Genomic DNA, 26,226 nt, shown 5'->3' on the forward strand with positions numbered 1-26,226 from the left:
CTGCCAAGGCATCCCGGCCGTCTTGATCATTATGGTCAATTCGTCGGATTTTTACCGGTAAAACCGCCGTCTTTTTCCTTGATGACAAAATAAAATCGGGCAATGTGCGGATCTCTCCTTTGCCCTCTATCCAAACCCATCAAACGATAATTATAATGATAATCGTTATTATTTATTATTTACCCTGGAATGATATGCACCAGTCAGTTCTTCGCCGCCCCAACAAAAACAAAAAAAATCACGTTTTCCGCTCGCTGCCCCTGATCGCCGGCCTGTTTCCCGCCCTGACGATCGCCGCCGCGCCCGACGCAAAAAAGGAAGACGCCATCACGGTGACCGCCACCGCCCTGCCTGCCGGCAGCTATAGCGCCGATACCGCCTCAACCGGCAGCAAAACCGCCACGCCAATCGGTGAACTGCCGCAATCGGTCAGCGTCGTCACCTCACAGGTGATTGACGACTTCCAGGTCAAAAGCGTCAATGACGCGATGAAATTCGTCAGCGGCGTCACCCAGGGCAACACGCTCGGCGGCACCGAGGATGGCTTCGTCAAACGCGGCTTTGGGGTTAACTCCGACGGTTCGGTGTTCATCGACGGCGTGCGCAGCAACCAAGGGCTGAGCATGGACGCCACCACCGATCGCGTCGAGGTGCTGAAAGGTTCCGCTTCGCTGCTGTATGGCATCCTCAGCCCCGGCGGCGTCATCAACCTGATCAGCAAAAAACCGCAGTATGACTGGAACACCCGCATTAGCGGCGCCACCAACAGCTTCGGCGGCGGCAGCGGCAGCGTCGATGTGACCGGCCCGCTGGGCGGCGGCTTCGCCTTCCGCCTGATCGCCGAGCGACAGCACGAGGATTACTGGCGTAACTTCGGCAGCGACGAACACACGCTGATCGCTCCTTCACTCAGCTGGTTCGGCGACCAGGCTTCCTTTAACATCGCCTACAGCGAGTACAAATACGACATTCCTTACGATCGCGGCACCGCGTTTATCGACGGCAAACCGGTCGATGTGCCCTATAACCGCCGGCTGGATGACTACGCCAACCGCGCCTGGGGCAAGAACAAACGCCTGAACGCCCATTATGAATATGCGCTGGATCCGATCTGGACCACCCGCCTCAACTACGCCTGGCTGCAACGCCGTTACGACAGCAACGAAGTGCGCGCCACCGCGATCGACACCGCGACCGGCATCGTTTCGCGCCGCGCCGACGCCAACCGCGGCTTCAATCACCAGACCGATTATTATTCCTGGGATGTGACCGGTTCGCCGGAGGTGTTCGGCATGCAACACGACCTGCTGCTGGGCGTGGACTACGAAAAGAACCAGACTTACAAGGCCTACTCCTATCGCGGCAAAGTGTCGAAGACGTTCAACATGTACGATCCGGCGTATGGCGAAGCGCCCGTCACCGACAGCACCACCTACAACGACGCATTGAGCAACCTGCGCACGACGCTGTTCAGCCGCTCCCTGTACGCCAAGGACAGCATTCATCTCTCCGACCGGTGGATTGCGGTGCTCGGCGCACGCTATCAGTCGTATTACCAGAACAACAGCAACGGTTTCCAGAAGCCGAAAAATACGCTCAATGACAAAGACGATCAGTTTTTGCCGCAGGCGGGGCTGGTGTATAAGCTGACGCCGAACCTGTCTCTGTACGGTAACTACAGCCGTTCCTTCACGCCGTCCACCGCCATCGACGATAACGGCAACGTCGCCACGCCGGAAACCGGCACCACCTATGAGGTGGGCGGCAAATGGCAGATCGCCCCGGCGTTCGACGCCACGCTGGCGCTCTATCGTATTGATGAAAGCAATATGTCGATCTTTATCAACGGCGTGACCCGCAGCATTCCCAAGGCGCGATCCACCGGTGCTGAACTGGAGTTGAACGGCGAAGTGGCGCCCAACTGGGATCTTACCGCCAACTACAGCTACGACAAAACCGAGATCGTCGAAGACAACCTCAATCCGGCCAACGTCGGCAACCGGCTGGTCAACGCCCCGACCAACATGGGCGGCCTGTATCTCAGCCACCGCATGACGCTGCCGGTGGTGCCCGGCGAGGTGCGCGTGGGCGGCGGTGCGCGCTATGTCGGCCGCCGCGCCGGCGATCCGGAGAACAGCTTCACCATGCCGGCCTACACCGTGGCGGATGCCTTTGTCGCCTGGGACAGCAAGCTGCTTGGCAAACATACTCAGCTGAAACTGAATGTGAAAAACCTGTTTAACCGCGAATACTACGCCTCCAGCGCCGGTAACCTGCGCGTGATTGAAGGCGAACCGCGCAGCCTCAGCCTGCAGGCGACGGTCGATTTCTAACCCCCATCTCCGGGCGCCGTTTGGCGCCCGTTTTCTTTTCGCCCGGCGTCAAAGCGCCTTGCGGTACATCACGAAACCGGGGCGCTCCGCCACCTTGTCATACAGCCGCATGGCGGTCTGGTTGGTTTCGTGGGTATTCCAATAAACCCGCGGCAACCCCAGCTGCTGCGCACGCTCGTAGACCGCCGCGATCAGCGCTCTCGCTACGCCTTTGCCGCGCACCGTCTCCGCAGTGAACAGATCCTGCAGATAACAGTTAGGCTGCAGCTGGGTGGTGCTGCGGTGCAGGAGGTAGTGCGTCAACCCGACCACCTGGCCTTGATGCTCCGCGACCAGCGCAAACATCGGTTCGTAGGCGTCGAAAAAACGCCGCCAGGTGGTCTGCGTCACCTCGTCCGGCAGCGCCGTTGCCCCCTCACGGCCGTAAAATGCGTTATACCCTTGCCACAGCGCCAGCCAGGCGGCGTAATCCCGCGCTTCCAGCGGCCTGACCACGATGCTTTCGCTCATGATGTCCTCTTCGATGATGTCAAAATACCCCGCCTCCAGCATAGAACAACGCACGTCAACGCGCAGGCGGCGGCATCACATCGGCGAGAAAATCCAACAGCGCGCGGTTGAACACCGCCGGCCGCTGCAGCGGCGCGAAGTGGCTGACGCCCGGCAGCGTCACCAGACGGGCGCCGGGAATGCTGCCGCTCAGGTAGGCAGCATGCTCGGCGCGGATAAACTCATCGTGTTCGCTGTGAACAATCGTCACCGGCACACGAATGGCCGCCAATTCCTGCGCGGTGTAGTTCGGCTGGCTGCTCATCATCAGGCTCACGGCGGCGACAAATTCATCGAACTCCTGCGGCGTCGGCGACAGCGCGGCATAGTCCTGCACGTGGCGGGCGAAGCAGCGCTCGACGATCGGGTTGGCGGCCGGCGGTTTAACACCGCTGGGATCCATATTGCAGCCGAAGAAAAAGACGCCGTCCACCCGCTGCGGCGCCCGATGGGCGGCGATAAGCGCGACGCAGGCGCCGTCGCTCCAGCCCGCCAGCCCGGCGTGCGGGATCCGCAACGCGTCCATCACCGCCAACAGATCATCGGCCATGCGATCGTAACGGTAAGGCCGGGCGTCGTGCGTGCTGCGCCCGTGCCCGCGGCTGTCGATGACCAGCACGCCATACCCGGCGGCCAGCAGCGCCGGCAGCTGATACCCCCAGTTGCCGCTGTGGCCCAGGCCGCCGTGCAGCAGGATCACCGTCGGCGCCGCGCCATAGGCGGCATACCAGATGCGCGCCCCGTCATGTTCGACAAATCCCTGCCTGGACGTGGGCGGCAACGGCGGCGCGCCCTGCGCGGCAAAGCGGGTCAACTCGTCGTCGGTTTGCATCTTTTCCTCCTCATTCGCCGACGTTGTGCGCCAACAAGGCATCAAAGGAGTATAGATCGCCCCGGTGAGCGGTGCCGTTCGCTTTCCCGACATATACTTAAGGGAGGAATCGCAATGGAGGACGGTGAGATGAAGAAAATAATTCTCGTGTTTTTGATGCTGATGCTGAGCGGGTGTATCGGCGGCGGCGGCGGCCCGTCGAATGCGCCGTCGGCATCGCCGAATGAGCCTTATACCTGCACCAAATCCAGCGCCAACAGCGACTGCTCGCAATCGGTGGAGCCGTCGATGTACTAGCCGCGTTCGGCGGGCCGTCGCGTAGAGGCCCGCCGCCTTAGGGGGACTAGGAGGAGTGCTCCTCTTCGTTGGCCTGATATCGCGTCGCCTGCTGCTTCATAAACACCACTTCCTGCGGGCTGGACAGGCTCACTTCCTGCGCGCGCAGCAGCTTGAGGATATTGAACAGCAGTTCGCTCTTGGTGGCGCCGACCATGCGCGGGCTCGGCACGTAGCCGGTCACGCTCAGGATAATGCCGTCCGGCCCCAGCTGGCTGAAGCGCACGTAAGGCGCCGGCGTTTCCAGAATGGTTTCGTACTCGTTATAGGCGCTGAGCAAGATATTGCGCACCTGCTCCGGATCGATGGAGGTCGGGAACGTCAGCGCGATAGTCACCACCCCTTGCGCGTTGCCCATAGTGGCGTTGCGCACGTTCTGCGAGATCAGCTGCGAGTTCGGTACGATCATGGTGGAACGGTCGCTGAGCTGAATTTCGGTGGCGCGCACGTTGATGCGCCGCACGTCGCCTTCCACGCCGCCGATGCCGATCATATCCCCCACCTTCACCGGGCGTTCGGTCAGCAGGATCAGGCCGGAAATAAAGTTCTTCACGATCTCCTGCAAACCGAAACCAATACCAACCGACAGGGCGCTGACGATCCACGCCAGGTTGCTCCACTGGATGCCCAGCGCCGCCAGGGTGATCAGAATCACCAGCACATAGCCGATATTGCTGAACAGCGTCACCAGCGAGGCGCGAATGCCGACGTCCGAGATGGTTTTCGGCAGCAGTTCAGAACCCAGCCAGCGCCGCACCGCACGCAAAATATAGATGCCGATCGCCAGGCAGATCACGGCGTTGAGCAGGTTGCCGGGCACGATGTTGAAACGCTGCAATCCTTCACCGGTCAGGATGGAGACGATTTTCTCCATCAGCGAGCCCGGCGTGGTGCTGCCGAATGAGCCGTTGAACAGCGCGACGATCATCAACAGCAACAGGGAACATTTGGCCAATGCGGTGGTGATGATCGACATCTGTTCCAGATGGCGATCCTTGAAGCTGAGCGTTTTCTTCAGCATCTTGCCGCTGACGGTCTGCGGCGAAAACAGCGCGGCGCACAAATCGGTGGCGAACAGCACCATAAAATAGAACGCCATCAGCACCAGCACCACCCAGATCAGCTGGTAGGTCAGGAAGCGGGCGAAGGCGATGTAGCCGATGAGCAGGGAAAACAGAATCACCATCGAACAGACCAGGGTGACGAGGTGCACCAGCCCGCCGATCAGCGTGCGTTTTTCCAGGTGCGCGCCCTGCTGTTCCAGACGGCGACGAATGCGCTGGCCACGCAGCGGCGCCGCCAGCAGCACCATGCCGATCAACCCCGCCACCAGGCCGTTGCCGAAAATGGTGGTGGCCAATGAAGCGCTGACGACGTTGTTGATCAGCTCCACGGTGCCGAACGCCAGCGCCAGGCCGGCCAGCAGCGGCGAGAAGTAACGCAGCCCGGCGGCCACGTCGTTATCCATGGACGCCAGACGCCACGACGGGCGATTCAGAGACAACGCCGCACGCCCCAGCCCGGCGATCAGCGCGCAGAAAATCCCCAGACGGTTGAAACCTTCCGCGAAATCCTCCAGCGTCACCGGCAGCGGCTGCACGCGGACAAAGACGTAATACAGCAGGTTCAGCGCGATGGAGGTGGTGATCACCGTCACCGCCACGGTAACGATCGCCATAAAGCTGCGGCGCAGTCGCCCGTCCGGCAGAAAACGGATGCTGACCCAGGCGAGGAAACGCTCGGAGAAATAACGCCCCCAGGACCAGACAATCACCGCCAGCGCCAGCAACGCCAGCGTGCCGTAACGCCATTCGTCCTGCCAACTGGCGTCCCAGGCCGCTTTCATCTCGGCGTTGAACTGATCCAGCCGCTGTACGTCATCCTCTGACGGCTGCAGCACCGGCGCCCAGAATTTGATACCCAAAATGCTGCCGGTATTCAGCGCCAGCTGGGTTTTAAACGCCACCCGGCGCAGATCGCCAATCTGCTGCCCCAGATCGAAGGCGCTGCTCTTGATGGCCTGCGCGCGTTTCACCGCGTCATCCAGCTGCTTTTTGCTGTTGTTCAGCGCGTTGCGCTGCTGGGCCACCGCCGGGGTTTCCGGCAGCGCGCCGGCCGCCGGGGCCGGCCCCAGGACGTCCAGCTGCGCTTTCAGTTTGTCCTGCTCGGGCTGCAGATCGGTGGCAAGTTTTTCCATGCCGGCGACCAGATCGTCAGTCGCCAGCCGCAGTTTGCTGAGCTGGGTATCGGTGGTCGCTTTGGAAACCAGCTGCTTCATGCTGTCCAACTGCTTTTGCGCGGCTTTCAGCTGCGTGGCGGGATCGGGCGCGCTTTCGGCGGCGGGATCATCCTGGGTAGCGGCGACGGCGGCGAGCGGCGTCAGCTGCAAACCCAACAGCAATAACAACAACAGCAGGAACGGGCGAGGCTTTAACATAAATTCAGTGCTCAGCATCATTATCTGATAGACAGACGAACAGGCGGCGGATGAACCGTCGCTTAACCATAAACGCTAATTATAATAGCTGCTTAATGTCGGCCGAAATACAGTAATTATTCCCATTGTGTGCCACGCGCGCCCACGGGACTTAGCCTGCTGATTATTCAGGCGCTTTTACACTGGCGGCGCAGCGTAAAGCGCTCTATACTCCTGCCACCGATTAACCTGCAACCAATAAAAGGAGACTTACTATGCTGACGTGTGAATTGTTTTTTCACTCACACTTCTTTGGTAATCGTCGCCGCTCAAGCATTACCGGTATCGTGCTGCGATAACCCAGCTTGAGCGAAGCTTACTAAAATCCAGGATCTTCCCTCCGGCTTACCGGGTTGTCGTCAGCAATGTTTGACGATAGGCATTGTCATGCCTGTAACTCTTGAGTAAGCAATGAGCACACTACTGTCTGCACAATCTGTCGGTTACGACAACGCGTTCGGCGTCCTGCTGAGCGAGATTTCCTTCAGCCTGAAAAAAGGCGATCGCATCGGTTTGATCGGCGACAACGGCTGCGGCAAAAGCACCCTGCTGCAACTGCTCAGCGGCGCCCTGCCCATCCACAGCGGAACGGTGACATTGTCACACCAATGCCTGATGGCGCGCATCGAACAACACCTGCCGCCTGAGCTGCACGCCAGCACCCTGCTGGATGCGGTACTGGCGCAATTGCCCGCGGGCCAACACCTCAGCGAACGCTGGCGCTGTGAAGCGCTGCTTGCCGAGCTGGGGTTTGAACCGGGGAGCTGGACGTTGACCGCCGGCACCCTCAGCGGCGGCCAGCACACCCGCCTGCTGCTGGCGCGCGCGCTGATCCGCCAGCCCGATCTGCTGCTGCTCGACGAACCCAGCAACCACCTGGATCTGCCCACGCTGCTGTGGCTGGAGCAGTTCTTGCGCAGCTGGAGCGGCAGCTTCGTGCTGGTATCGCACGATCGCTATCTGCTCGATCAGGTGACCAACTGTACCTGGATCCTGCGCGATAAAACGCTGCAGTTCTTCCGTTTGCCCTGCTCCGCTGCGCGCGCCGCACTGGCGGAACAGGACGCTGCGGACGAGCATCGGCGCCAGGCCGAGCAAAAAGAGATAGACCGGGTGGAAAAAAGCGCCAAACGCTTGGCAATCTGGGGCAAGGTCTACGACAACGAAGATCTGGCGCGCAAAGCCAAGCAAATGGAAAAGCGCGTCGATCGGTTGAAGGAAGAACAGACCACCCTGACCGCCGGCAGCCCGTGGCGGCTGCGATTACAGGGAGAGGCGCTGGACGCCGATCGCCTGCTGGCGCTGCCGCAATGGGCCGTGCGCCCGGCGCCGGATGCGCCGGTGCTGTTCAGCCTGGGGCATCTGCGCGTCAAAAGCGGCGATCGCATCGCCATCGTCGGGCGCAACGGCTGCGGAAAATCGTCGCTGCTGCGCTTGCTGTGGCAGGCGTATCAGCACCCCGCGGAACGCCCGGCGATCTTCCACCCGCGCGTGCGCATCGGCTATTACGATCAGAGCCTGCAACAGCTGCGCGATGAAGACACGTTGAGCGAAGCGCTGGCGCAGTTTGCGCCGCTGACCGAGGAACAGCGGAAAATGGCGCTGATCGGCGCCGGTTTCCCTTACCTGCGCCACCATCAGCAGATCCGTTCGCTGAGCGGCGGCGAGCGTTCGCGGCTGCTGTTCGTCGGCCTGACGCTGGCCAACCATTCGCTGCTGCTGCTGGACGAGCCCACCAACCACCTGGACATGGCAGGCAAAGAAGAGCTGGCGGAAACGCTGCGCCAGTTCGCCGGCGCCGTCATATTGGTCACCCATGACCGGATGCTGATCGAACAGAGCTGCAACCGCTTTTGGCTGATCGACCAGCAAAAACTGGAGGAGTGGCACGATCTGGCGCCGGTGTATCAGCGCCTGGCGGGCGAAGCGCCGGCGCTACCGACGGCGGGCAAGGCCAACGCAGGCGGCCCGACGCCAGATGAGCGACTGGAAGGCGAAGAAGCGCTGTTGACCGCCCTGTTTGCCCTCGAAAGCAAACTGGAGGATGACCTGGCGCGCAAGCCGAAGCACCAGAAACCGGCGCTTCAGGCGCGCTGGCGCCGCGAGATTGCCGACATCACCGCCCGGCTGAATCTGGGCTAACCCTGACAGGCCGCCCTCCGGCGGCCTGTTTTTTGACGGAGCGCGACATGGCATTTTCCCTTGAGCAGGCTACGCACGCGCAGCGGCCGCTGCTGGCGGTCATGCTGTCCGACTGCCTTCGCGAGCTGGGCGCCGATGGCGATTACCCCTATCTGCCGCTCTACTGGCGCGAGATCGGCCGCTACCCCTATTTGATTTTGAGCGATCGGCAAACGGCCGGTTTCGCGTTAGTCCGGCGCCTGGACAGCGCCACCGTCGAAATGGCGGAGTTCTACGTCAAGCCCGAGTGGAGGCGCACCGGGCTGGGGCAACGGGCCGCCCACGCCTTGTTCGCGCAACATCCCGGCGGCTGGTCGCTGTCGGTCAGCCCGGATAATCCGCGCGGGCTGGCGTTTTGGCGCGCGGTAATGCCGGCCGGGGCCACGACCGAACCGCTATCGGCCCCCGATGCCATAATGCAGCTGCGTTTTTCATCCCCGCCGCGCTGAGCGACACATTACCTTCATCCTTTTATGGCAGGGTAACCCGATTCGTTCTTTGCTATCGAGCCTGCCATGACTTCACTTTCCCCACGGGACATCGAGGCGCGCTACCGCTTTGCGCGTGAGATCGCCCGCGCCGCCGCCGATCTCGCTTTCAGCTTTTATCAACGGCGGCAAACTCTGGCTGTCGACTTCAAACAGGGGCTGCAGGACGTGGTCAGCGAGGCCGATCGCCGCGTCGAAGCGCTGATCCGCCGCATGATCAGCCGGCGCTTTCCTCAGGACGGGTTTCTCGGCGAGGAAAGCGGCAGCACAGGCGAAAACGCCGCCTGCGTTTGGGTCGTCGATCCGATTGACGGCACCGCCTGCTTCCTGAACGGATTGCATACCTGGTGTATCGCGATAGGCGTGGTGATCGACGGCGAGCCGACGATAGGCGTGGTCTACGATCCCAACCACCGCGAGATGTTCCGCGCCTGTCGCGGCCACGGCGCCTTTCTCAACGGGGAACCGATCGGCGTGCATGCCGGGCGCAGCGTCGCGGATGGCGTGATGGGCGTCGGGATTTCACCGCGCGCTTCAGCGGCGGAATTCAGCGGCTTTCTCTGTCGCCTGCTGCAGGCGGGAGGGATGTTTGTGCGCAGCGGCTCCGGCGCGTTGATGACCGCCCAGGTGGCCGCCGGTCGGCTGCTGGGCTATTACGAACCGCACATGAATGCCTGGGACAGCCTGCCTGGCTGGGTGCTGACGCGCGAAGCCGGCGGCGTGGTGAATGACTTTATGCACAACGACGGGTTGCGGCGCGGCAACCCGCTGCTGCTGGCCAACGCGGCGCTCTACCCGCAGTTGGTCGAACTGATTCAAATGCCAGGCTTGATCGGCTCGACGTGCCCTATCGCGCGCGTGATGGCAGGATAAAGCGAGCGCAGCCGGCGCTCGACCCGATCGACCGCATCGTGCGCGGCGGCGATGGTGACCGCCGGCGACATCCGGCAGTGGAAGTTGACGATGATGCCCCCGTCGGTCTTGCGCGCGCGGACGTTGTGTACGTCTTGCACGCTCTCTCCCTGCTCCAGCGCCGACTGCAGGATGCGGCGAATATCGGCCAGCTCCGTCGCATCGACATCCTCGCTGGTCAGCCAATGTGGCGTCTGCGGCTCCAGGTGCGTCTCTATCTCGGTGTCTTCACCGATCGCCTGGCGCAGGATCCCCTCTATCTCCGTGGCAATGTCATGCGCCTGCGCCACGCTGGCGTTGGCCGGCACCGCCAAATCCATGCCGATCGCCATGCGCGTCGGCAGCTGCTGCAAGGTCACATTCTGCACCTGCGCGCCGTGGTTGGCGGCGATCGCCCGAATGCGCGTCGCCATGTCTTCATCGCTGCGGGTTTGCGGCACCGCGATGACGGTAAATTCCGCGCTGGCGTACAGCTCCCGCAGCCGCTCAACGATCTCTCGCTTCAGCGCGTCAATGCGTTCCAGCGGCAAGGTGCGGCACACCGCCACCGTGATTTCGACAAACAGCACCGCGCCGGCGTTGCGAATGCGCACGCTGTCGCAGGCCAGCACCGCCGGAAAACTTGCCAGCGTGGCGCGGATCGCCTCAGTAGCCCCGGCCGGCGCGGCATCCATCAACGAGTCGAAGGAGCGTTTGCCCAGTTTGATCGCGGCGACAAAGATAAAGCCGGCGACGATCAGCGCGGCGATGGCGTCCGCGCGGCCAAAGCCCAGCAGCACAAACACCATGCCCAGCAGCACCACGCCGGACGAAAGCATATCGGAGAAGAAATGCAGCGCATCCGCTTCCAGCGCCGCGCTGTCGGTCGCTTTGGCGACGCGGTTGAGCGCCCGCACGCGGAAGAAATCGACGCAGATGGAAATGAGCAGCACCGCAATCACCACCGGCGCGGCGACGATCTCATGCGGTTGCCCGAGCAGGCTGCTGCCGGCCTCATAAACGATCCAGCCGGCGGCGCCCAGCAACAGCAGCACCTCGAACAGCGCCGCCAGGTTTTCCACCTTGCCGTGGCCGAAGTGATGATCGTCATCGGCGGGCTTATCGCTGATGCGCACCGCCAGCCAGGTGATGCTGGTGGCGATAAAATCGGTAAAAGAGTGGATCCCTTCGGATATCAGGCCAATACTGCCGGTAAAAATGCCGGCGACGAACTTGCCCGTAGCCAGTAACCCGCTGGCGATCATCGAGTTTCTGGCCACGGCCTGTTTTTCATTCTGCATTATGCTGCTCACATTCGGACGGTGATTTATTTTTTTACTTTAGAGGATAATTGCCAGACAAAGGCGATCAGCAGCATACTGCCAGAAAATGTCAGCATGAGGCTAGTAAGAAAATTGGATTTTCCGGTGGAATAAAAATAAATCTCATTAACGCCCACCGAGATCATTAAAATGGCGTAGAGCAATCCCAGAATAAGAATCGTCATTATTATCAACTCCCGTATCAGGCCGCGCGTTCGGCGCGCCGCTAAAAATCCTCCCCATAATAAATAGCGGTTACGGGGAGGATGCATCTAGGCGGATCTTTTGCGTTCATCAATCATCCCATTTGGTGCTCATATAGGCCGCTAACAGGCCCAGTGAGCTGATCATTGCCAGGAATCCCATAAAAATAGTCATGTTTCCCATTATTTTGTCCTCAGGTTAAATGTTATCGATAAAAGCCCCTTGCGTTAAATATCGGGGTTGGTCGGTATCCATGTTTTTTAACGTCCTCCTCATTAAGGCTTTACATCTCCGCCTGCAACATCGGGCGGAGCGCGGTTAAATACCCAATACCTGCTGGGCAATTTTGAAATAAATAATCAGGCCGGTGCCGTCGATAAAGGTAGCGATAAACGGCGCCGATACCACCGCCGGATCGATGCCGAGACGTTTCAATAGCATCGGAATGATCGACGAGACAATCGCGCTCCACACGGTGATCGCCACCAGCGACAGGCTGACCACCAACGTCACCTCCATGCCGACGCCCATGATCCAGGCGCGTACCCAGGCCGCCAGGCCAATGGTGACGGCGATCAGCAGCGAGGTCGTCACTTCCTTGCGGATCACCGCGCCCAGATTGCGCAGGCTGACCTCACCCAGCGCCATGGCGCGCACCAGCGTCGAGGTGATCTGGGTGCCGCTGTTGCCGCCGGTGCCGATCAGCAGCGGGATGAAGAACGCCAACGCGATCGCCGCTTCGAGCTGATCTTCAAACGCCTTCAGCACGTTGCCGGTGTAAGCTTCGGCGACGAACAGCATCAGTAGCCACACCGAACGTTTACGCCACAGCGCCCACGGACTGGTCTCCAGATAAGGCTTGTCCAGCGGCAGGCTCGCGCCCTGGCGCTGCGCGTCTTCGGTGTTTTCATCCTCGACCAGGCGAGCGATCTCTCGCTCCCCCAGCACGCCGACCAGCGTGTTGTTCGCCACGACAGGCACCACGTCCAGGCCGCCCTTGCCGAGCAGATGCGCCACATCGTTGCGATCGTCGTCGGGCGAAACCTGAAAATAGCTGTGGTCCATCATCACGCCGACCGCTTTATCCTGCTCGTCGCACTGCAGCAGTTTTTTCACCGACAGCGTGCCGCGCAGATGATAATCGTCCGCGGTAATAAATACCCGGGTGGGAATTTCGTCCGTTTTTAGCTGTGAAAGTAAATATTCCCGGGCATGATTGACCGTCATCGTCGCGGGAACAGTAATAAAATCGGCGTTCATATAGCCGGCGACCGAGGTCTCGTCGAGAGTTTCAGTCGCGCTCAGCGCCGGAGAAGAATAATGTTGATGTGACTTGATCATTGTCAGTCCCTATTTCTGTTTTGAACTTCAACAGCGAATCGCATAGGGGCGTAACCACAGAGGGAGTGCAGACTGCCTATCTCCGCGTCCAGGTTTTAGCACTATACAACGTATCCGAACTGTTATTCGGAAGTTACTTTGGGCTGAACCTTAATCCGATAAAGCCTGTCTTAACCTTGGGCATCTCTCGATGTCGTCAGATCAGTAACCTGTGTTTGTATAGGAGCCTCGCCAAACGAGATACTGCATATAAACTACCGGCGCAGTATAGGCGGTGTTTTCTTCAGCGGGAAGAAAAGATTGCCCGTCGTTTATGGAGTATTTAGGATAATGTTATTAAACACGAATCTATAAAAACGGCTGATATAAATCAGCCGTTTTTTATTTCTCAGTGCTCGAGAAGATAGACGTTTTTATCGTACAAGGCGCCCTGACGGGTAAAGTCGATCCCCTTCACGTAAGGTTTAATGAGCGTGGCGTTAGCCTCGTAGTACACCGGTGCCACCGGCGTATCGGCGGCCAGCACCGCCTCGGCCTGCTGGAAATATTGCTGCACCTGCTGCGGCGTCTGCGCCACCGTCGCCTGATGCAGAATGCGGTCATAGTCCGGGTTATGGTATTTGGGGCTGTTCTCGCTGCTGTCGGAACGGAACACGTTCAGGAAGGTGGATGGATCGTTGTAATCCGCCAGCCAGCGGGTAAAGGCCACGCCGTACTGCCCGCGGTTGATATTATCCAGCGTCACTTTACGCTCCTGGCTTTGCAAGCTGGCCTCTACCCCTAGGTTCTTTTTCCACATGGCGGCGGCGGCGATGACGATCTTCTTGATGGTGGCGTCGTTGCTGTACAGCACGGTAAAGCGCAGCGGGTTCTCGGCGTTGAAACCTGCCTGCGCCAGCAGTTGCTTCGCCTGGGCGTGCCGTTGTTCCGGCGTCCAGCCGGCCGCCGCGCCGGGCTGCAGGCTATAGCCGCCCGCCCCCGTTGGGGTAAAGGTCCAGGCCGGCTGTTGGCCGTATCCCAGCACCTTGCCGGCGATAATCTCTTTGTCCAGCGCCAGATTCAGGGCCTGGCGCACCCGCAGGTCGTTAAACGGCGCCTGGCGGTTGTTGAAGGCGAAATAACTGGTGGAGAGCAGCGGATAGGTCACCAGCTGTTGCTCGCCGAGCGTTTTTTTCAGCTGCTGATACAACTCCGGCGGCGTGGTATACCCCAACTCAACCTCGCCGGCGCGAAAACGCGCCACTTCCGGGAAGCCCTGTATCGGCAAGAACGTCACCTTGTTGAGCACGGTGTTGGCGTTGTCCCAATACTGCGGGTTACGTTCCACCACCACCTTTTCGTTCACCACCCACTGGCTGAGGCGGAACGCGCCGTTGCCGACAAAATGCGCCGGTTGAGTCCAGTTCTTGCCGTACTGCTCCACCACCTTGCGGTTAACCGGCAAGACCGGGAAATGCACCAGCTGCTTGAGCAGGTAGGAGTTGGGCTCCGACAGCGTCACCTGCAGGGTATGCGCGTCCAGCGCCTTGACGCCCAGCTCGCTCGGCGGTTTGCTGCCGGCGTTGATCGCCGCCGCATTAAGCACGTAGGCCGAAGCCAGATAGCTGCCGTACGGCGACGCGGTTTTCGGATCGGTGAGGCGCCGCCAGCTGTAGACGAAATCGTCGGCGGTCACCGGATCGCCGTTCGACCATTTGGCCTGCGGCCGCAGATGGAAGGTCCAGACGTTGCCCTGATGCTCCCATTTCTGCGCCAGCGCAGGGATCGCTTCGCCGTCTTTCCCGACGCGCAGCAAACCTTCGAACAGATCGTTGAAGATGTAGAACTCCACATTGCTCTCGGCCAGGTTCGGATCCAGCGTCGCCGGTTCATAGCCGTTGGCGCGCACCAATTCCTGTACCGGCGCCAGTTTAGCGCCCGCCGGTACGTCGGCCGCCTGAGCTGCCGTCGCGTTAAAAGTCAGGAGGATTAAACCAGCCAATTTCTTGCCATTAAATGAATATTTCACGTCGATATCCCTGATTAGTGTTTTATCGCGTTCAATATGCAATGTGGCAGTGGAATAAATTAAATCATTAATCGCTATGAGTCATAACCAAAAGCGGTGTTGAATTTCTTTCATTATCAACGAAATAGTGGCGAATACTGACGAAAACAAGCGGGAGGACGTGGCGGCCGGCATCGCCGAACAGGAACGTCGCGAACCGGCGGTGAAATAAATTCAGACAATCAATACAGATTATTCCAGCCGAAACTTAACTTATCCTTAGGGCAATTCATTTTGTGAGCGATCGTCAAAAATAATTTAATACGAATCGTTTTCACTATCATTATTGATGTTCTTGGCTAAAATCGGCCTGCTTGCGCTTGCCAGGCGATATTCGTTTTCCTCATTCGAACGCTAAAAGGATAACTGCATGAAGCTGCGTATTTCATCTCTCGGCCCCGTCGCCCTGCTCGCCTCCTCGATGATGCTGGCCTTCGGCGCTCAGGCGGCCAAGGCCGATCAGGGCATCGTCATTTACAACGCCCAACATGAAAACCTGGTCAAATCCTGGGTCGACGGGTTTACCAAAGACACCGGCATCAAGGTCACGCTGCGCAACGGCGGCGACAGCGAGCTGGGCAATCAGCTGGTGCAGGAAGGCAGCGCCTCGCCTGCCGACGTATTCCTGACGGAAAACTCCCCGGCGATGGTGTTGGTGGATAACGCCAAGCTGTTCGCCCCGCTGGACGCCGCGACGCTGGCCCAGGTGGAACCGCAGTATCGCCCAAGCCACGGCCGCTGGACCGGCATCGCCGCCCGCTCTACCGTGTTCGTCTACAACCCGGCCAAACTGACCGAAGCACAGCTGCCGAAGTCGCTGCTGGACCTGGCCAAGCCGGAATGGAAAGGCCGCTGGGCCGCCTCGCCGTCGGGCGCCGATTTCCAGGCGATCGTCAGCGCGCTGCTGGCGCTGAAAGGCGAGAAAGCGACGCTGGAGTGGCTGAAAGCGATGAAAACCAATTTCACCGCCTATAAGGGCAACAGCACGGTGATGAAAGCGGTCAATGCCGGCCAGGTCGACAGCGGCGTGATCTATCACTACTACCCGTTCGTGGATGGCGCTAAAACCGGCGAGAACAGCAACAACATCAAGCTGTACTACTTCAAACATCAGGATCCGGGCGCGTTCGTCAGCATCTCCGGCGGCGGCGTGCTGGCTTCCAGCAAGCATCAGCAGCAGGCGCAGGCGTTCATCAAGTGGATCACCGGCAAACAGGGCCAGGAGATCCTGCGCACCAACAACGCCTTCGAATACGCCGTCGGCATCGGCGCAGCCTCCAACCCGAAACTGGTGCCGCTGAAAGATCTGGACGCACCGAAAGTAGATGCCGCGCAGCTGAACAGTAAAAAAGTGGTCGAACTGATGACCGAAGCCGGCCTGCTGTAAGGCCCGCCGGCAAACCGAGAGTTTTTGATCGTTATGTCAAACCTGAGTACCCACGCCGCGCAGACCGCGCGGCGTTATTCTGTTGTCCCCCGTCATCAGCGGCCGGGGGCGATCGTAGTGGCCAGCGCCGTGCTGCTGTCGCTGCTGGCGCTGTTGCCGCTGGGTTTCGTTATCGGCGTGGCGTTTGAAACCGGCTGGCAAACGGTCAACGCTCTGGTTTTCCGCCCGCGCGTGGCGGAACTGCTGTTGAACACCCTGCTGTTGGTGGTGCTGACGCTGCCGATCTGCGCCGTGCTGGGCGTAGCCCTGGCCTGGTTGACCGAGCGCACCACGCTGCCGTGCCGCCGTCTCTGGGCGGTACTGGCCACCGCGCCGCTGGCGGTGCCGGCCTTTGTGCAAAGCTATGCCTGGATCAGCCTGGTGCCGTCGATGCACGGCCTGGGCGCCGGGGTCTTCATCTCGGTGCTCGCCTATTTCCCGTTTATTTACCTACCGGCCGCCGCCGTGCTGCGCCGTCTGGATCCCGGTATCGAAGACGTCGCCACCTCGCTCGGTTCCCGGCCGCTGGCGGTCTTTTTCCGCGTGGTGCTGCCGCAGCTGAAGCTGGCGGTCTGGGGCGGTTCCCTGCTGATCGCATTGCACCTGCTGGCGGAGTATGGCCTGTATGCCATGATCCGCTTCGATACCTTCACCACCGCGATCTTCGATCAGTTCCAGTCGACCTTCAACGGCCCGGCGGCCAACATGCTGGCCGGCGTATTGGTATTGTGCTGCCTCGGGTTACTGCTGCTTGAGGCTCTCAGCCGCGGCCGCGCGCGCTATGCCCGCGTCGGTTCCGGCAGCGCCCGCAGCCAAACGCCGCGTCGCCTTTCGCTGCCGCTCGCCGCGCTGGCGCTGCTGCTGCCGATTTCGCTGACCGCACTGGCGCTGGGCGTGCCTTTCATTACCCTGGCCCGCTGGCTGTGGCTGGGGGGATTCGAGGTGTGGCGCAACGCCGAGCTGTGGCCCGCGCTGTGGCAAACGCTGTCGCTGTCCGCCGTCGGCGCGTTGCTGCTCACGCTGTGCGCCATTCCGATGGCCTGGCTGTCGGTGCGCTATCCGGCCCGGCTGTACCGCGTGCTGGAAGGCTGTAACTACGTGACCAGCTCGCTGCCCGGCATCGTGGTGGCGCTGGCCCTGGTGACCATCACCATTCACAGCTTCCGGCCGATTTACCAAACCGAAATCACCCTGTTGCTGGCGTATTTGCTGATGTTTATGCCGCGGGCGCTGATCAACCTGCGCGCCGGCATCGCACAGGCGCCGGTGGAATTGGAAAACGTGGCGCGTAGCCTCGGCAAATCGCCGGCGCAGGCGCTGTGGAGCACTACGCTGCGGTTGGCGGCGCCGGGTGCCGCGGCGGGCGCGGCGCTGGTGTTCCTGGCGATCGCCAATGAACTGACCGCCACGCTGTTGCTGGCGCCGAACGGCACCCGCACGCTGGCCACCGGATTTTGGGCGCTGACCAGCGAGATAGACTACGTCGCCGCCGCGCCTTATGCGCTGATTATGGTGGCGCTGTCATTGCCGCTCACCTGGCTTCTTTATTCTCAATCTAAACGCACGGCGGGACTATGAGCACGCTCGAACTGCACGGTATCGAAAAATCTTATAACGCCATCAGGGTGCTGGAACACATCGACCTGCAGGTTGCCGCCGGCAGCCGCACGGCGATCGTCGGCCCTTCCGGCTCCGGCAAAACCACCCTGCTGCGCATCATCGCCGGCTTTGAAATTCCCGACGGCGGCCAGATCCTGCTGCAGGGGCAAGCCATGGGCAACGGCGGCGGCTGGGTGCCGGCGCATCTGCGCGGCATAGGCTTCGTCCCGCAGGATGGCGCGCTGTTCCCGCACTTCACCGTCGCCGGCAACATCGGTTTTGGCCTTAAAGGCAGCAAGCGTGAGAAACAGCGGCGCATCGAGGCGCTGATGGAGATGGTGGCGCTGGATCGCCGTCTGGCCGCGCTGTGGCCGCACGAGTTGTCCGGCGGGCAGCAACAACGGGTCGCGCTGGCGCGTGCCCTGTCGCAGCAACCCCGGCTGATGCTGCTGGACGAACCGTTCTCGGCGCTGGATACCGGCCTGCGCGCCGCCACCCGCAAAGCGGTCGCCGAACTGCTGACGGAGGCCAAGGTGGCGTCGATTCTGGTCACCCACGATCAGAGCGAAGCGCTGTCGTTCGCCGATCAGGTAGCGGTGATGCGCAACGGCCGGCTGGCGCAGGTGGGCGCGCCGCAAGATCTCTATCTGCGGCCGGTCGATGAGCCGACCGCCAGCTTCCTTGGCGAAACGCTGGTGTTGACCGCGGAACTGGCGCACGGTTGGGCCGACTGCGCATTGGGGCGTATCGCCGTCGACGATCGGCAACGCAGCGGCCCGGCGCGCATCATGCTGCGCCCGGAGCAGATTCAAATCGGTTTGTCAGATCCGGCGCAGCACGGCCAGGCGGTGATCACCGGCATCGATTTCGCCGGCTTCGTCTCTACGCTCAACCTGCAAATGGCCGCCGGCGGCGCGCAAATCGAGATCAAAACCGTCAGCCGCGAAGGCCTGCAGCCCGGTTCTCAGGTCACTCTCAACGTGATGGGCCAGGCGCATATTTTCGCCGGTTGACATGGCGGGGGGAGCCTCTTGACGTCCCCCTCACCACCGCGCATTATCAACGCTATGAAACGCTTCGCGCACGTCCTCACCACCACCGCAACCGCCACGCAATGGCGGGCTGCACGGGTGCGCATCAGCTAACGACGTATCCAAGCCCCGCCAGCCATGGCCGGGGTTTTTTATTTCTCCGTGCCCGCCGGCAATTTCATTACGGAGAAGACCTATGCCAACTATCCCCGCACCGCGCAGCGCCCTGCTGGTTATCGACATGCAAGTCGGCCTGTTCGCCTCGCCGGACGATCCGCCGTTCGCCGCCGAAACCCTTCTGGCGAAGACCAATGCGTTGATTCGCGCCGCACGCGTGGCGAATGCGCTCGTAGTGTTTATTCGCCACACCGGCCCGACAGGTTCGCCTATCGCCGCAAACAGTCCGCGGTGGCAAGTTCACCCCGATCTCGACACCGATGCGGAAACCGACTGGTTCATCGATAAAACCCATCCCAGCTGTTTTTACCAGACTGGCCTGGCTGAGCGGCTTAAGCAAGCCGGCATCGGTCGGTTGGTGATTTCGGGAATGAAAACGCAATACTGCGTAGACACCGCGTGTCGGCGCGGTGCAGAGTTGGGATTTGACATGGTGTTGGCCGCCGACGCCCATAGCTGTTCAGACACGGCGGAACTCGGTGCCGAAGCCATTATCCGTCACCATAACCAGACCCTGTCGGGGCCATTCGTGACGCTGACATTGGCGGAAGAGGTGAAATTCTAAAACGCAGGCGACTTGGCTGTCAGGCCGGGCTTCCGCCCGGCCTCCTCAACGGCAAGTCTTGTCGTGGCGCGGCTTTTTCGGCGCCAGCAGATAATCCACCACGCTTTCGTCAACGCAGCTGTCGATGCCGTTCAGCACCAGCGTATGCCCGTCGCGTTCGCGGGTGATCAGCGGGCTTTTAAAGGCGGCGGCCATCACCTGCGCGTTGCGGTACGGCGTGGTCGGATCGTAGCGCTGCGCGACGAACAGCAGCGGCGGCAACGCGGCAGACGCCACCGGCGTGTGCGGCCGATCTTTGCCGCGGTACGGCCACAGATCGCACATTTCCAGCGGGTATTCGTGCAGCGGCAGATAGTGGGCATACATAGCGGCGGTATTGATCTCCTGCCGCTGCCGGCGCAACAGCTGCGGATCGGCCGTCGGGTTGGCGACGTCGGCGCAGGTGATGACGTTCAGCGCGTCATCGGCATCCGGCGAATAGCTTTCGTCGATCAGATCGGAAACCTGCTGCCCGGCGATCCCGGCATCGAGCTGGCGCAGCACGGTCGCCAGCTCGTGCCAGCGCTCCGGCCACAGCAGCAGCGAACGCGTGACCGTCAGCACGTCATCGGCGGAGATTTCATACCCCGCCGCGGTGACGAACGGCTGCTCATGCAGCTTGCGCAGCAAGGCATGATAACGCTGCAGCGCCTGATTGGCGCCGCCGCCCAGCTGGCAACTGTCGGTTTTGCCGCAGTAGGCGGCGAAGCGCAGGAAGCTTTGCTGGAAGCCCCGCTCCTGGTTCAGCCGCTGGGTGAAATCGTCTTCCGCCAGATCCACCACCCCGTCGAGCACCAGCGCGCGCGTTTTCTTCGGAAAACGTTCGGCATACAGCGCCGCCACCTTGGTGCCATAAGAGTACGCCACCGCCGTCAGCCCCGGTTCGCCCAGCGCGTGGCGGATCGCGTTCAGATCGTTGACCGCTTCATCGGTGCCGATATGTTGCAGCACGTCCGCACCGGTCTGTTTGATGCAGGCGGCAATCAGGGTGCGCGTCTGGTTCTCCGCACCGGCCACGTCGTTGTCGTCCGGTGACGGGGTTTCGTCGCCTTCGGCCACCTGGCAGGAGATTTTCGGCGTCGATTGGCCGACGCCGCGCGGATCGTAACCGATGATATCGTAGGATTTACGCAGCCTGGCGACGTGACCATCATTGCCCAAATAAGGATTGATGCCCGGCAGGCCCGGCCCGCCGCTGATCATCACCACGCTGCCCTTTTTCGGCCCGGTGGCGGGCAGCAGGGTCAGCGCCAAACGCACGGTCTGTTCGCCCGCCTGCGCCGCATGAGCGGGCGGCGTGGCGTAGGCTAACGGCACCTCAAGGTAACCGCAGCGCAGCCCCGGCGGTGGCGGCTCATCGAACCAGCGCTGAAAACCGCTGTTGAGACAAGATTGCCAACGAATGCCGTTCTCGGCCGCCACGCCGTGGAGCACAGGCTTGGCCTGGGCGGGCAACGCGGCGGCGGTCGCGGCGAGCAGCGCCAGAATACGCAGTACTGACATGGGGAGTCCTTTCAACTCAACGAATCGGTCAAAGGTTAACGATACCCGGTTAAACAGCTAGCCAATAGAACACAAAAAGCCGCGCGGGTGAAGCCGTCACCGCGCGCCCGGCAAGATTTTTCTCTGCTCGGATTGCTCTTATAACGCACAGAATGCTGCAAAAAACGGCGTCTACCTGCTAGGCTTAGGATTCGTTAACCCATAAGGATCAGGAGAGCAGCATGTTTGGTAAAGCGGAAGACAAAGCCAATGAAGCCGCAGGCGCGGTAGAAGAAGCGTTCGGCAAAGCCGTGGATTCGCCGGAGCATCAGGTGCGCGGCGCGGCGCGCAAATACGCCTCCCAGGCCAGCTATGCCGCCCGAGACGCAGCGGACAGCGTAAGAACCCAGGTGGAAGCCAACCCGCTGGCCGGCGTGGCCGTTGCGGCGGCGGTCGGCATCGTTTTCGGCTTCTTGCTGGGACGCAAATAAGCGGCGAATGCGCCGCTCGACAACAGGCCCGTTACGGGCCTTTTTTTCGCCCTTTTCTCCCCCTGCGCGCAAACTTTCATCTATCACAGCCATCGCTTATAAAAACCAACGCCTTCAACTACGATTAGTTTGTGACCAGAGCGAGGCTCTGCGATCCGGCAGATAACCCTATGAGGATTATCACCATTATCCATGCTGTTTAAGCCGCTCTCCTTCACGCGGCTAAGAAAGGTTGATTATGGCTCGCACCACCCCTATCGAACGTTACCGCAACATCGGCATCTCCGCGCATATCGATGCCGGCAAGACCACCACCACCGAGCGGATTCTGTTTTACACCGGGGTCAGCCACAAGCTGGGTGAAGTGCATGACGGCGCGGCGACCATGGACTGGATGGCGCAGGAACAGGAGCGCGGCATCACCATCACCTCGGCGGCCACCACCTGCTTTTGGAACGGCATGCAGCATAATTATCCGCAGCACCGCATCAATATCATCGACACCCCCGGGCACGTCGATTTCACCATTGAAGTGGAGCGCTCGATGCGCGTGCTGGACGGCGCCGTGATGGTCTATGACTCGGTGGGCGGCGTGCAGCCGCAGTCGGAAACCGTTTGGCGCCAGGCCAACAAATACAAGGTGCCGCGGCTGGCGTTCGTCAACAAGATGGACCGCATCGGCGCGGACTTTTTCCGCGTGCGGAAAATGATGATCGAGCGTCTGAAAGCCAACCCGGTACCGATCGTCATTCCGATCGGCGCCGAAGACCACTTCAGCGGCGTGGTGGATCTGGTGCGGATGAAGGCCATCCTGTGGGACGAAGCCTCGCAGGGCATGAACTTCAGCTTCGAAGAGATCCCGGCCGAGCTGCGCGATTCGGCGCAGGAGTGGCGCGAAAACATGATTGAGGCCGCCGCCGAAGCCTCGGAAGAACTGATGGAGAAATACCTCAACCAGGTACCGCTGAGCGAAGAGGAGATCGTCCACGGGCTGCGGGTGCGCACCGTCGCCGGAGAAATCCAGCCGATGCTGTGCGGCTCGGCGTTCCGTAACAAAGGGGTGCAGCGCATGCTCGATGCGGTGATCGAGCTGATGCCCTCGCCGCTCGACGTGCCGCCGATGGAGGGCCACGGCGAACACGATGAAATCATCACCCGCAAAGCCGACGACAACGAAAAATTCTCGGCGCTGGCGTTCAAGCTGATGACCGACCCGTTCGTCGGCCAGTTGACCTTCGTGCGCGTCTACTCCGGGGTGCTGGCCAAAGGCAGCAGCGTTTACAATCCGATCAAGGGCAAAAAGGAACGCATCGGCCGCATCGTGCAGATGCACGCCAACGATCGTAAGGACATCGACGAGCTGCACGCCGGCGACATCGCCGCCTGCGTCGGCCTGAAGGACGTCACCACGGGCGATACGCTGTGCGACCCCGGCGCCATCATCACGCTGGAACGCATGACCTTCCCCGAGCCGGTGATCGCCCAGGCGATCGAGCCGAAGACCAAGGGCGACCAGGAGAAAATGGGCATCGCGCTGCAGCGCCTCTCTTCGGAAGATCCGTCGTTCCGCGTGCGCACCGATGAAGAATCCGGCCAAACCATCATCTACGGCATGGGCGAGCTGCACCTGGAGATCATCGTCGATCGCATGCGCCGCGAGTTCGGGGTGGAGACCACCACCGGCAAGCCGCAGGTGTCGTACCGCGAAACCATCCGCAAACGGGTAACCGACGTGGAAGGCAAGTTCGTGCGCCAGTCCGGCGGTAAAGGGCAATACGGCCACGTGGTGCTGACCGTCGAACCCAACGAACCCGGCAACGGCTTCGAATTCTTCGATGAGATCAAGGGCGGCGTCATTCCCGGCGAATTTATCCCGGCGGTGAAAAAAGGCGTGCTCGAGGCGCTGAACAACGGCGTGCTGGCCGGTTATCAGGTGGTGGACGTCAAGGTGCACCTGACCTTCGGTTCTTACCATGACGTCGACTCGTCGGAACAGGCGTTCCGCATGGCGGCGATCTTCGGCTTCAAGGAGGCCTGCCGCCTGGCGGACCCGGTGATCCTTGAGCCGATCATGTCAGTGGAGGTGGAAACGCCGGAAGATTACGCCGGCAACGTGATGGGCGACCTCTCCTCACGCCGCGGCCTGGTGCAGGGCATGGAAGAGATACCGGGCGGCGGCGGCAAGGAAATTCGTGCCAAGGTGCCGCTGTCCGAGATGTTCGGCTACTCGACGACCCTGCGTTCGATGTCGCAGGGCCGCGCCACCTACACCATGGAATTCAGCCACTACGCCGAAGCGCCGCGCAACGTGGCCGAAGAGATCATTCACCACAGTAAGCGTTAACCCTCGCGCCCGCCTTCGCGGCGGGCGTCACCCCTGCTTGTCCTCCAGCGCCACCACCACCGGCTGCGGCTTGATACGCATGGCGTACACCACGCCGGCGATCAGGCAGACGATGCCGGCCAGCGTCAGCAGCGGCGGCCAGGCCTGGCGCAGCAGAAAGGTATAGGCCAACCCCGCCAGAATTTCGAACACGATGAGCGGCCCCACCAATACCGTCGGCAGGCGCTGGCTGGCTTCGTTCCAGCATAGCGCCCCCAGCCAGGAGCAGAACACGCCGATGACCAGCATCAGCGGGATAAACACCTCAGGGCGCGGGCCGAACGGCAAGGCGAACGCCGGTTCGCTCAGCGCCAATTGGCCGCAGACCGCCAGATAGCCCAGCAGCGCCAGCGGCAGCGTCACCAGCCCTTGCGCCGTGGCCCAGGTAGCCGGCCGCTGCGTCGGGTTCTCCCGCAGCCAGCGCGAGTTGCGCAGCGGGAACCAGGTCCAGCACGCCACCGCCAACACGGCCAGCCCCAGGCCGCTGAGATAACGCCAGCCGTCGATCGGCAGCGCGTTGCCGCGCAGCTCGGCGACGTTTACGCACGCTAACCCGCAGACGATCAGCAGCAGTGCCGGCGCCAGCTTGCCCCAGGCCAGCCGCCCGTCGTGGCGGCCGTAAAACAGATTGGCGCAGATGGCGATCACCACCGGCAAGGTGCCGATGATCATGGTCGATACCGGTGCGCCGGTACGCTGAATGGCGCTGGCCAGGCACAGGTAGTACAGCAGGTTACCGATGGCCGTCAGCTTGAGCGCCTCCAGCCAATCCTGGCGCCGCAGCTTGCGCAGGCGGCGGCGATCGAACCACGCCAGCGGCAAGGTGATCAGCCCGAAGGCCAGATAGCGCCCGGTGGACTGCAGCGCGGCGGGATAATCCGGCACCAGCAGCGGGCCGACGAAGATCAATCCCCACATCAGCCCGGCGGCCAGGGCAAACACAACGCCAATGAACATAACGACTCCGACAAACGGCCGGTGCGGCCAACCCGCCCGACAAGACAGCGGCAGAGTAGCGAAAACGCGGGAAGGAATTATTGTAGCAGGTTGCTGTTTTAGCCCAATTTCACCTGTTTCTGGAAACGCACTGGCGTGACGCCGTAACGATTGGCGAAGGCGCGCGTCAGGTGTGCCTGATCGGTCAGCCCCGCCGCCGCCGCCACCTGAGCGGCGGGCATGCCGCGCTCCAGCATGCGTTTGGCCTGCGACAGCCGGATCGCCATCAGCATCTGCTGCGGCGAAACGTGGTATTCGGCCTTGAACTTGCGCAGAAAATGGTACGGGCTGAGCGACACCAGCTCGGCCAGCTGATTGAGGGTCACCGCCTCGGCGAAGTTGTCGTGCAGGTAGCTTTTCACCACCTCAAAACGGTGCGCCGCCTCGGCTTTTTCCCGCTGCCCGGTGCGAATGTGCGGGTGCAACAGCTCGACCGCCTCCAACAGCAGGCCGTCCAGCGTGAGCGGATCGTCGGTTTGCCACAGCGTGGCGAGAATGGCGGACAGGCGCTGCGCCGCCCGCGGATCGTGGCGCACCGCATCGGTGAACCACTGGCTCCTATCGCCGGACAGCTGCTCCAGCGCCTCGGGCGCCAGATAGAGCATGCGGTAACACCAGCCGCCCGGCGTTTCGGCTTCGCCGGTATGCAGCTCGTCGGGGTTCATCAGCACCAGCGCGCCCGGCGCCGCCAGATGCTGCGCGCCGCGATAGCGGAAACGCTCCGCCCCGGTGTCTACGGTGCCGATAGCGAAGGCGTCGTGGGTATGCGGCTCGAAGGCATAGCGTTCGATATGCGCCTGATAAAGTTCGACGCCCGGCAGATGCGACAAATGCCGGAACTGCGCGCAATCCTTCTCGAACGGAAACTGTTGTGGTACCCCTTGCACCCGACCTCCTCGTCCGTGCTGACAATCTGCTCAGCATAGCCAAAACATCGCCGGTTGAGTAGCCGCCCTGGCGCTTTCGTGCCCCTCGCCTGGACGATCGCCGCCATTCGGCGTAGGGTTAAGGTCCCTGTCCCTTTCAGGCGCGCCGCA

22 protein-coding genes and 1 riboswitch are annotated in these 26,226 nt (G+C 61.4%); of the genes, 11 read left to right on the forward strand and 11 right to left on the reverse strand.

The window, feature by feature from the left end; all coding sequences use genetic code 11:
* Positions 1-194: 194 nt before the first annotated feature.
* Entirely contained in the window at positions 195-2,333 is a 2,139-nt protein-coding gene (locus tag ACJ8QI_RS08460) for a TonB-dependent siderophore receptor (RefSeq protein WP_369819275.1), read from the forward strand.
* Positions 2,334-2,381: 48 nt separating this feature from the next.
* Here ACJ8QI_RS08460 and ACJ8QI_RS08465 read toward each other — a convergent pair whose 3' ends face one another.
* Positions 2,382-2,843 (reverse strand): GNAT family N-acetyltransferase, encoded by a 462-nt coding sequence (locus ACJ8QI_RS08465; RefSeq protein WP_060419689.1) that lies wholly within the window; start codon positions 2,841-2,843, stop codon positions 2,382-2,384.
* A gap of 55 nt (positions 2,844-2,898) precedes the next feature.
* Positions 2,899-3,714, reverse strand: a complete 816-nt coding sequence (locus ACJ8QI_RS08470) for an alpha/beta fold hydrolase (RefSeq protein ID WP_442532363.1) — start codon at positions 3,712-3,714, stop codon at positions 2,899-2,901.
* Positions 3,715-3,843: 129 nt separating this feature from the next.
* On the opposite strand from ACJ8QI_RS08470, the gene ACJ8QI_RS08475 reads away from it, so the two are divergent.
* A complete protein-coding gene (locus ACJ8QI_RS08475; protein ID WP_164550866.1) occupies positions 3,844-4,011 on the forward strand; it encodes a hypothetical protein in 168 nt (55 codons plus the stop codon).
* Positions 4,012-4,057: 46 nt separating this feature from the next.
* Here the strand turns inward: ACJ8QI_RS08475 and ACJ8QI_RS08480 are convergent, their stop codons facing one another.
* Positions 4,058-6,487 carry a DUF3772 domain-containing protein gene (locus ACJ8QI_RS08480; RefSeq protein WP_060440688.1) on the reverse strand — a complete coding sequence of 810 codons (2,430 nt, stop codon included), beginning with the start codon at positions 6,485-6,487 and terminating at the stop codon, positions 4,058-4,060.
* A 450-nt stretch (positions 6,488-6,937) separates the two neighbouring features.
* On the opposite strand from ACJ8QI_RS08480, the gene ACJ8QI_RS08485 reads away from it, so the two are divergent.
* The 3 genes from ACJ8QI_RS08485 to ACJ8QI_RS08495 all read left to right on the forward strand — a co-directional run bounded on the left by ACJ8QI_RS08485 (position 6,938) and on the right by ACJ8QI_RS08495 (position 10,068).
* A complete protein-coding gene (locus ACJ8QI_RS08485) occupies positions 6,938-8,668 on the forward strand; it encodes an ABC-F family ATP-binding cassette domain-containing protein (protein WP_141959275.1) in 1,731 nt (576 codons plus the stop codon).
* Between the two features lie 47 nt (positions 8,669-8,715).
* Positions 8,716-9,156 carry a GNAT family N-acetyltransferase gene (locus tag ACJ8QI_RS08490; RefSeq protein WP_442532364.1) on the forward strand — a complete coding sequence of 147 codons (441 nt, stop codon included), beginning with the start codon at positions 8,716-8,718 and terminating at the stop codon, positions 9,154-9,156.
* 66 nt (positions 9,157-9,222) lie between these two features.
* The gene (locus tag ACJ8QI_RS08495; protein WP_442532365.1) at positions 9,223-10,068 is read left to right on the forward strand and encodes an inositol monophosphatase family protein; all 846 of its coding nucleotides are present in this window, start codon (positions 9,223-9,225) and stop codon (positions 10,066-10,068) included.
* On the opposite strand, the gene ACJ8QI_RS08500 is transcribed toward ACJ8QI_RS08495, so the two are convergent.
* The 5 genes from ACJ8QI_RS08500 to ACJ8QI_RS08520 all read right to left on the reverse strand — a co-directional run bounded on the left by ACJ8QI_RS08500 (position 10,011) and on the right by ACJ8QI_RS08520 (position 14,961).
* Positions 10,011-11,387 carry a cation diffusion facilitator family transporter gene (locus tag ACJ8QI_RS08500; RefSeq protein ID WP_442532366.1) on the reverse strand — a complete coding sequence of 459 codons (1,377 nt, stop codon included), beginning with the start codon at positions 11,385-11,387 and terminating at the stop codon, positions 10,011-10,013. The two genes, ACJ8QI_RS08495 and ACJ8QI_RS08500, sit on opposite strands and share 58 nt — an antisense overlap.
* Before the next feature lie 26 nt (positions 11,388-11,413).
* The gene (locus ACJ8QI_RS08505; RefSeq protein WP_004938106.1) at positions 11,414-11,593 is read right to left on the reverse strand and encodes a hypothetical protein; all 180 of its coding nucleotides are present in this window, start codon (positions 11,591-11,593) and stop codon (positions 11,414-11,416) included.
* A 109-nt stretch (positions 11,594-11,702) separates the two neighbouring features.
* Positions 11,703-11,795 (reverse strand): protein MgtS, encoded by a 93-nt coding sequence (gene mgtS / locus ACJ8QI_RS08510; RefSeq protein WP_004938109.1) that lies wholly within the window; start codon positions 11,793-11,795, stop codon positions 11,703-11,705.
* 135 nt (positions 11,796-11,930) lie between these two features.
* Positions 11,931-12,953 (reverse strand): magnesium transporter, encoded by a 1,023-nt coding sequence (locus tag ACJ8QI_RS08515; protein WP_049199101.1) that lies wholly within the window; start codon positions 12,951-12,953, stop codon positions 11,931-11,933.
* 73 nt (positions 12,954-13,026) lie between these two features.
* A riboswitch (M-box (ykoK) riboswitch) is annotated at positions 13,027-13,200 on the reverse strand.
* Positions 13,201-13,341: 141 nt separating this feature from the next.
* On the reverse strand, positions 13,342-14,961 hold the full coding sequence (locus ACJ8QI_RS08520; RefSeq protein ID WP_442532367.1) for an ABC transporter substrate-binding protein: 1,620 nt from the start codon (positions 14,959-14,961) through the stop codon (positions 13,342-13,344).
* A 409-nt stretch (positions 14,962-15,370) separates the two neighbouring features.
* Between ACJ8QI_RS08520 and ACJ8QI_RS08525 the strand changes: the two genes are divergently transcribed.
* The 4 genes from ACJ8QI_RS08525 (at position 15,371) to ACJ8QI_RS08540 (ending at position 19,798) form a co-directional block, all read left to right on the forward strand.
* Positions 15,371-16,387: an iron ABC transporter substrate-binding protein gene (locus ACJ8QI_RS08525; RefSeq protein ID WP_442532368.1), complete on the forward strand. Its 1,017-nt coding sequence runs from the start codon at positions 15,371-15,373 to the stop codon at positions 16,385-16,387.
* 33 nt (positions 16,388-16,420) lie between these two features.
* On the forward strand, positions 16,421-18,004 hold the full coding sequence (locus ACJ8QI_RS08530) for an ABC transporter permease (protein WP_411748660.1): 1,584 nt from the start codon (positions 16,421-16,423) through the stop codon (positions 18,002-18,004).
* On the forward strand, positions 18,001-19,038 hold the full coding sequence (locus ACJ8QI_RS08535; protein WP_060418771.1) for an ABC transporter ATP-binding protein: 1,038 nt from the start codon (positions 18,001-18,003) through the stop codon (positions 19,036-19,038). Before ACJ8QI_RS08530 ends, ACJ8QI_RS08535 begins: the two co-directional genes overlap by 4 nt.
* Positions 19,039-19,252: 214 nt before the next feature.
* Entirely contained in the window at positions 19,253-19,798 is a 546-nt protein-coding gene (locus ACJ8QI_RS08540; RefSeq protein ID WP_442532369.1) for a cysteine hydrolase family protein, read from the forward strand.
* A 45-nt stretch (positions 19,799-19,843) separates the two neighbouring features.
* On the opposite strand, the gene ACJ8QI_RS08545 is transcribed toward ACJ8QI_RS08540, so the two are convergent.
* Positions 19,844-21,340, reverse strand: coding sequence for an alpha/beta hydrolase (locus ACJ8QI_RS08545; RefSeq protein WP_197803345.1), 1,497 nt, complete (start codon positions 21,338-21,340; stop codon positions 19,844-19,846).
* 221 nt (positions 21,341-21,561) lie between these two features.
* Between ACJ8QI_RS08545 and ACJ8QI_RS08550 the strand changes: the two genes are divergently transcribed.
* Together ACJ8QI_RS08550 and fusA are read left to right on the forward strand one after the other, a co-directional pair.
* Positions 21,562-21,810: a glycine zipper domain-containing protein gene (locus ACJ8QI_RS08550; protein WP_004938127.1), complete on the forward strand. Its 249-nt coding sequence runs from the start codon at positions 21,562-21,564 to the stop codon at positions 21,808-21,810.
* A gap of 238 nt (positions 21,811-22,048) precedes the next feature.
* Positions 22,049-24,154, forward strand: coding sequence for an elongation factor G (gene fusA / locus ACJ8QI_RS08555; protein ID WP_442532370.1), 2,106 nt, complete (start codon positions 22,049-22,051; stop codon positions 24,152-24,154).
* A gap of 27 nt (positions 24,155-24,181) precedes the next feature.
* Here the strand turns inward: fusA and ACJ8QI_RS08560 are convergent, their stop codons facing one another.
* Positions 24,182-25,150, reverse strand: coding sequence for a DMT family transporter (locus ACJ8QI_RS08560; RefSeq protein ID WP_060418765.1), 969 nt, complete (start codon positions 25,148-25,150; stop codon positions 24,182-24,184).
* A 98-nt stretch (positions 25,151-25,248) separates the two neighbouring features.
* Positions 25,249-26,076 (reverse strand): AraC family transcriptional regulator, encoded by an 828-nt coding sequence (locus ACJ8QI_RS08565; protein WP_060387784.1) that lies wholly within the window; start codon positions 26,074-26,076, stop codon positions 25,249-25,251.
* Positions 26,077-26,226: the final 150 nt, after the last annotated feature.

The organism is Serratia sp. CY84636 (genome assembly GCF_052166245.1).
Lineage (GTDB): Bacteria > Pseudomonadota > Gammaproteobacteria > Enterobacterales > Enterobacteriaceae > Serratia > Serratia nevei.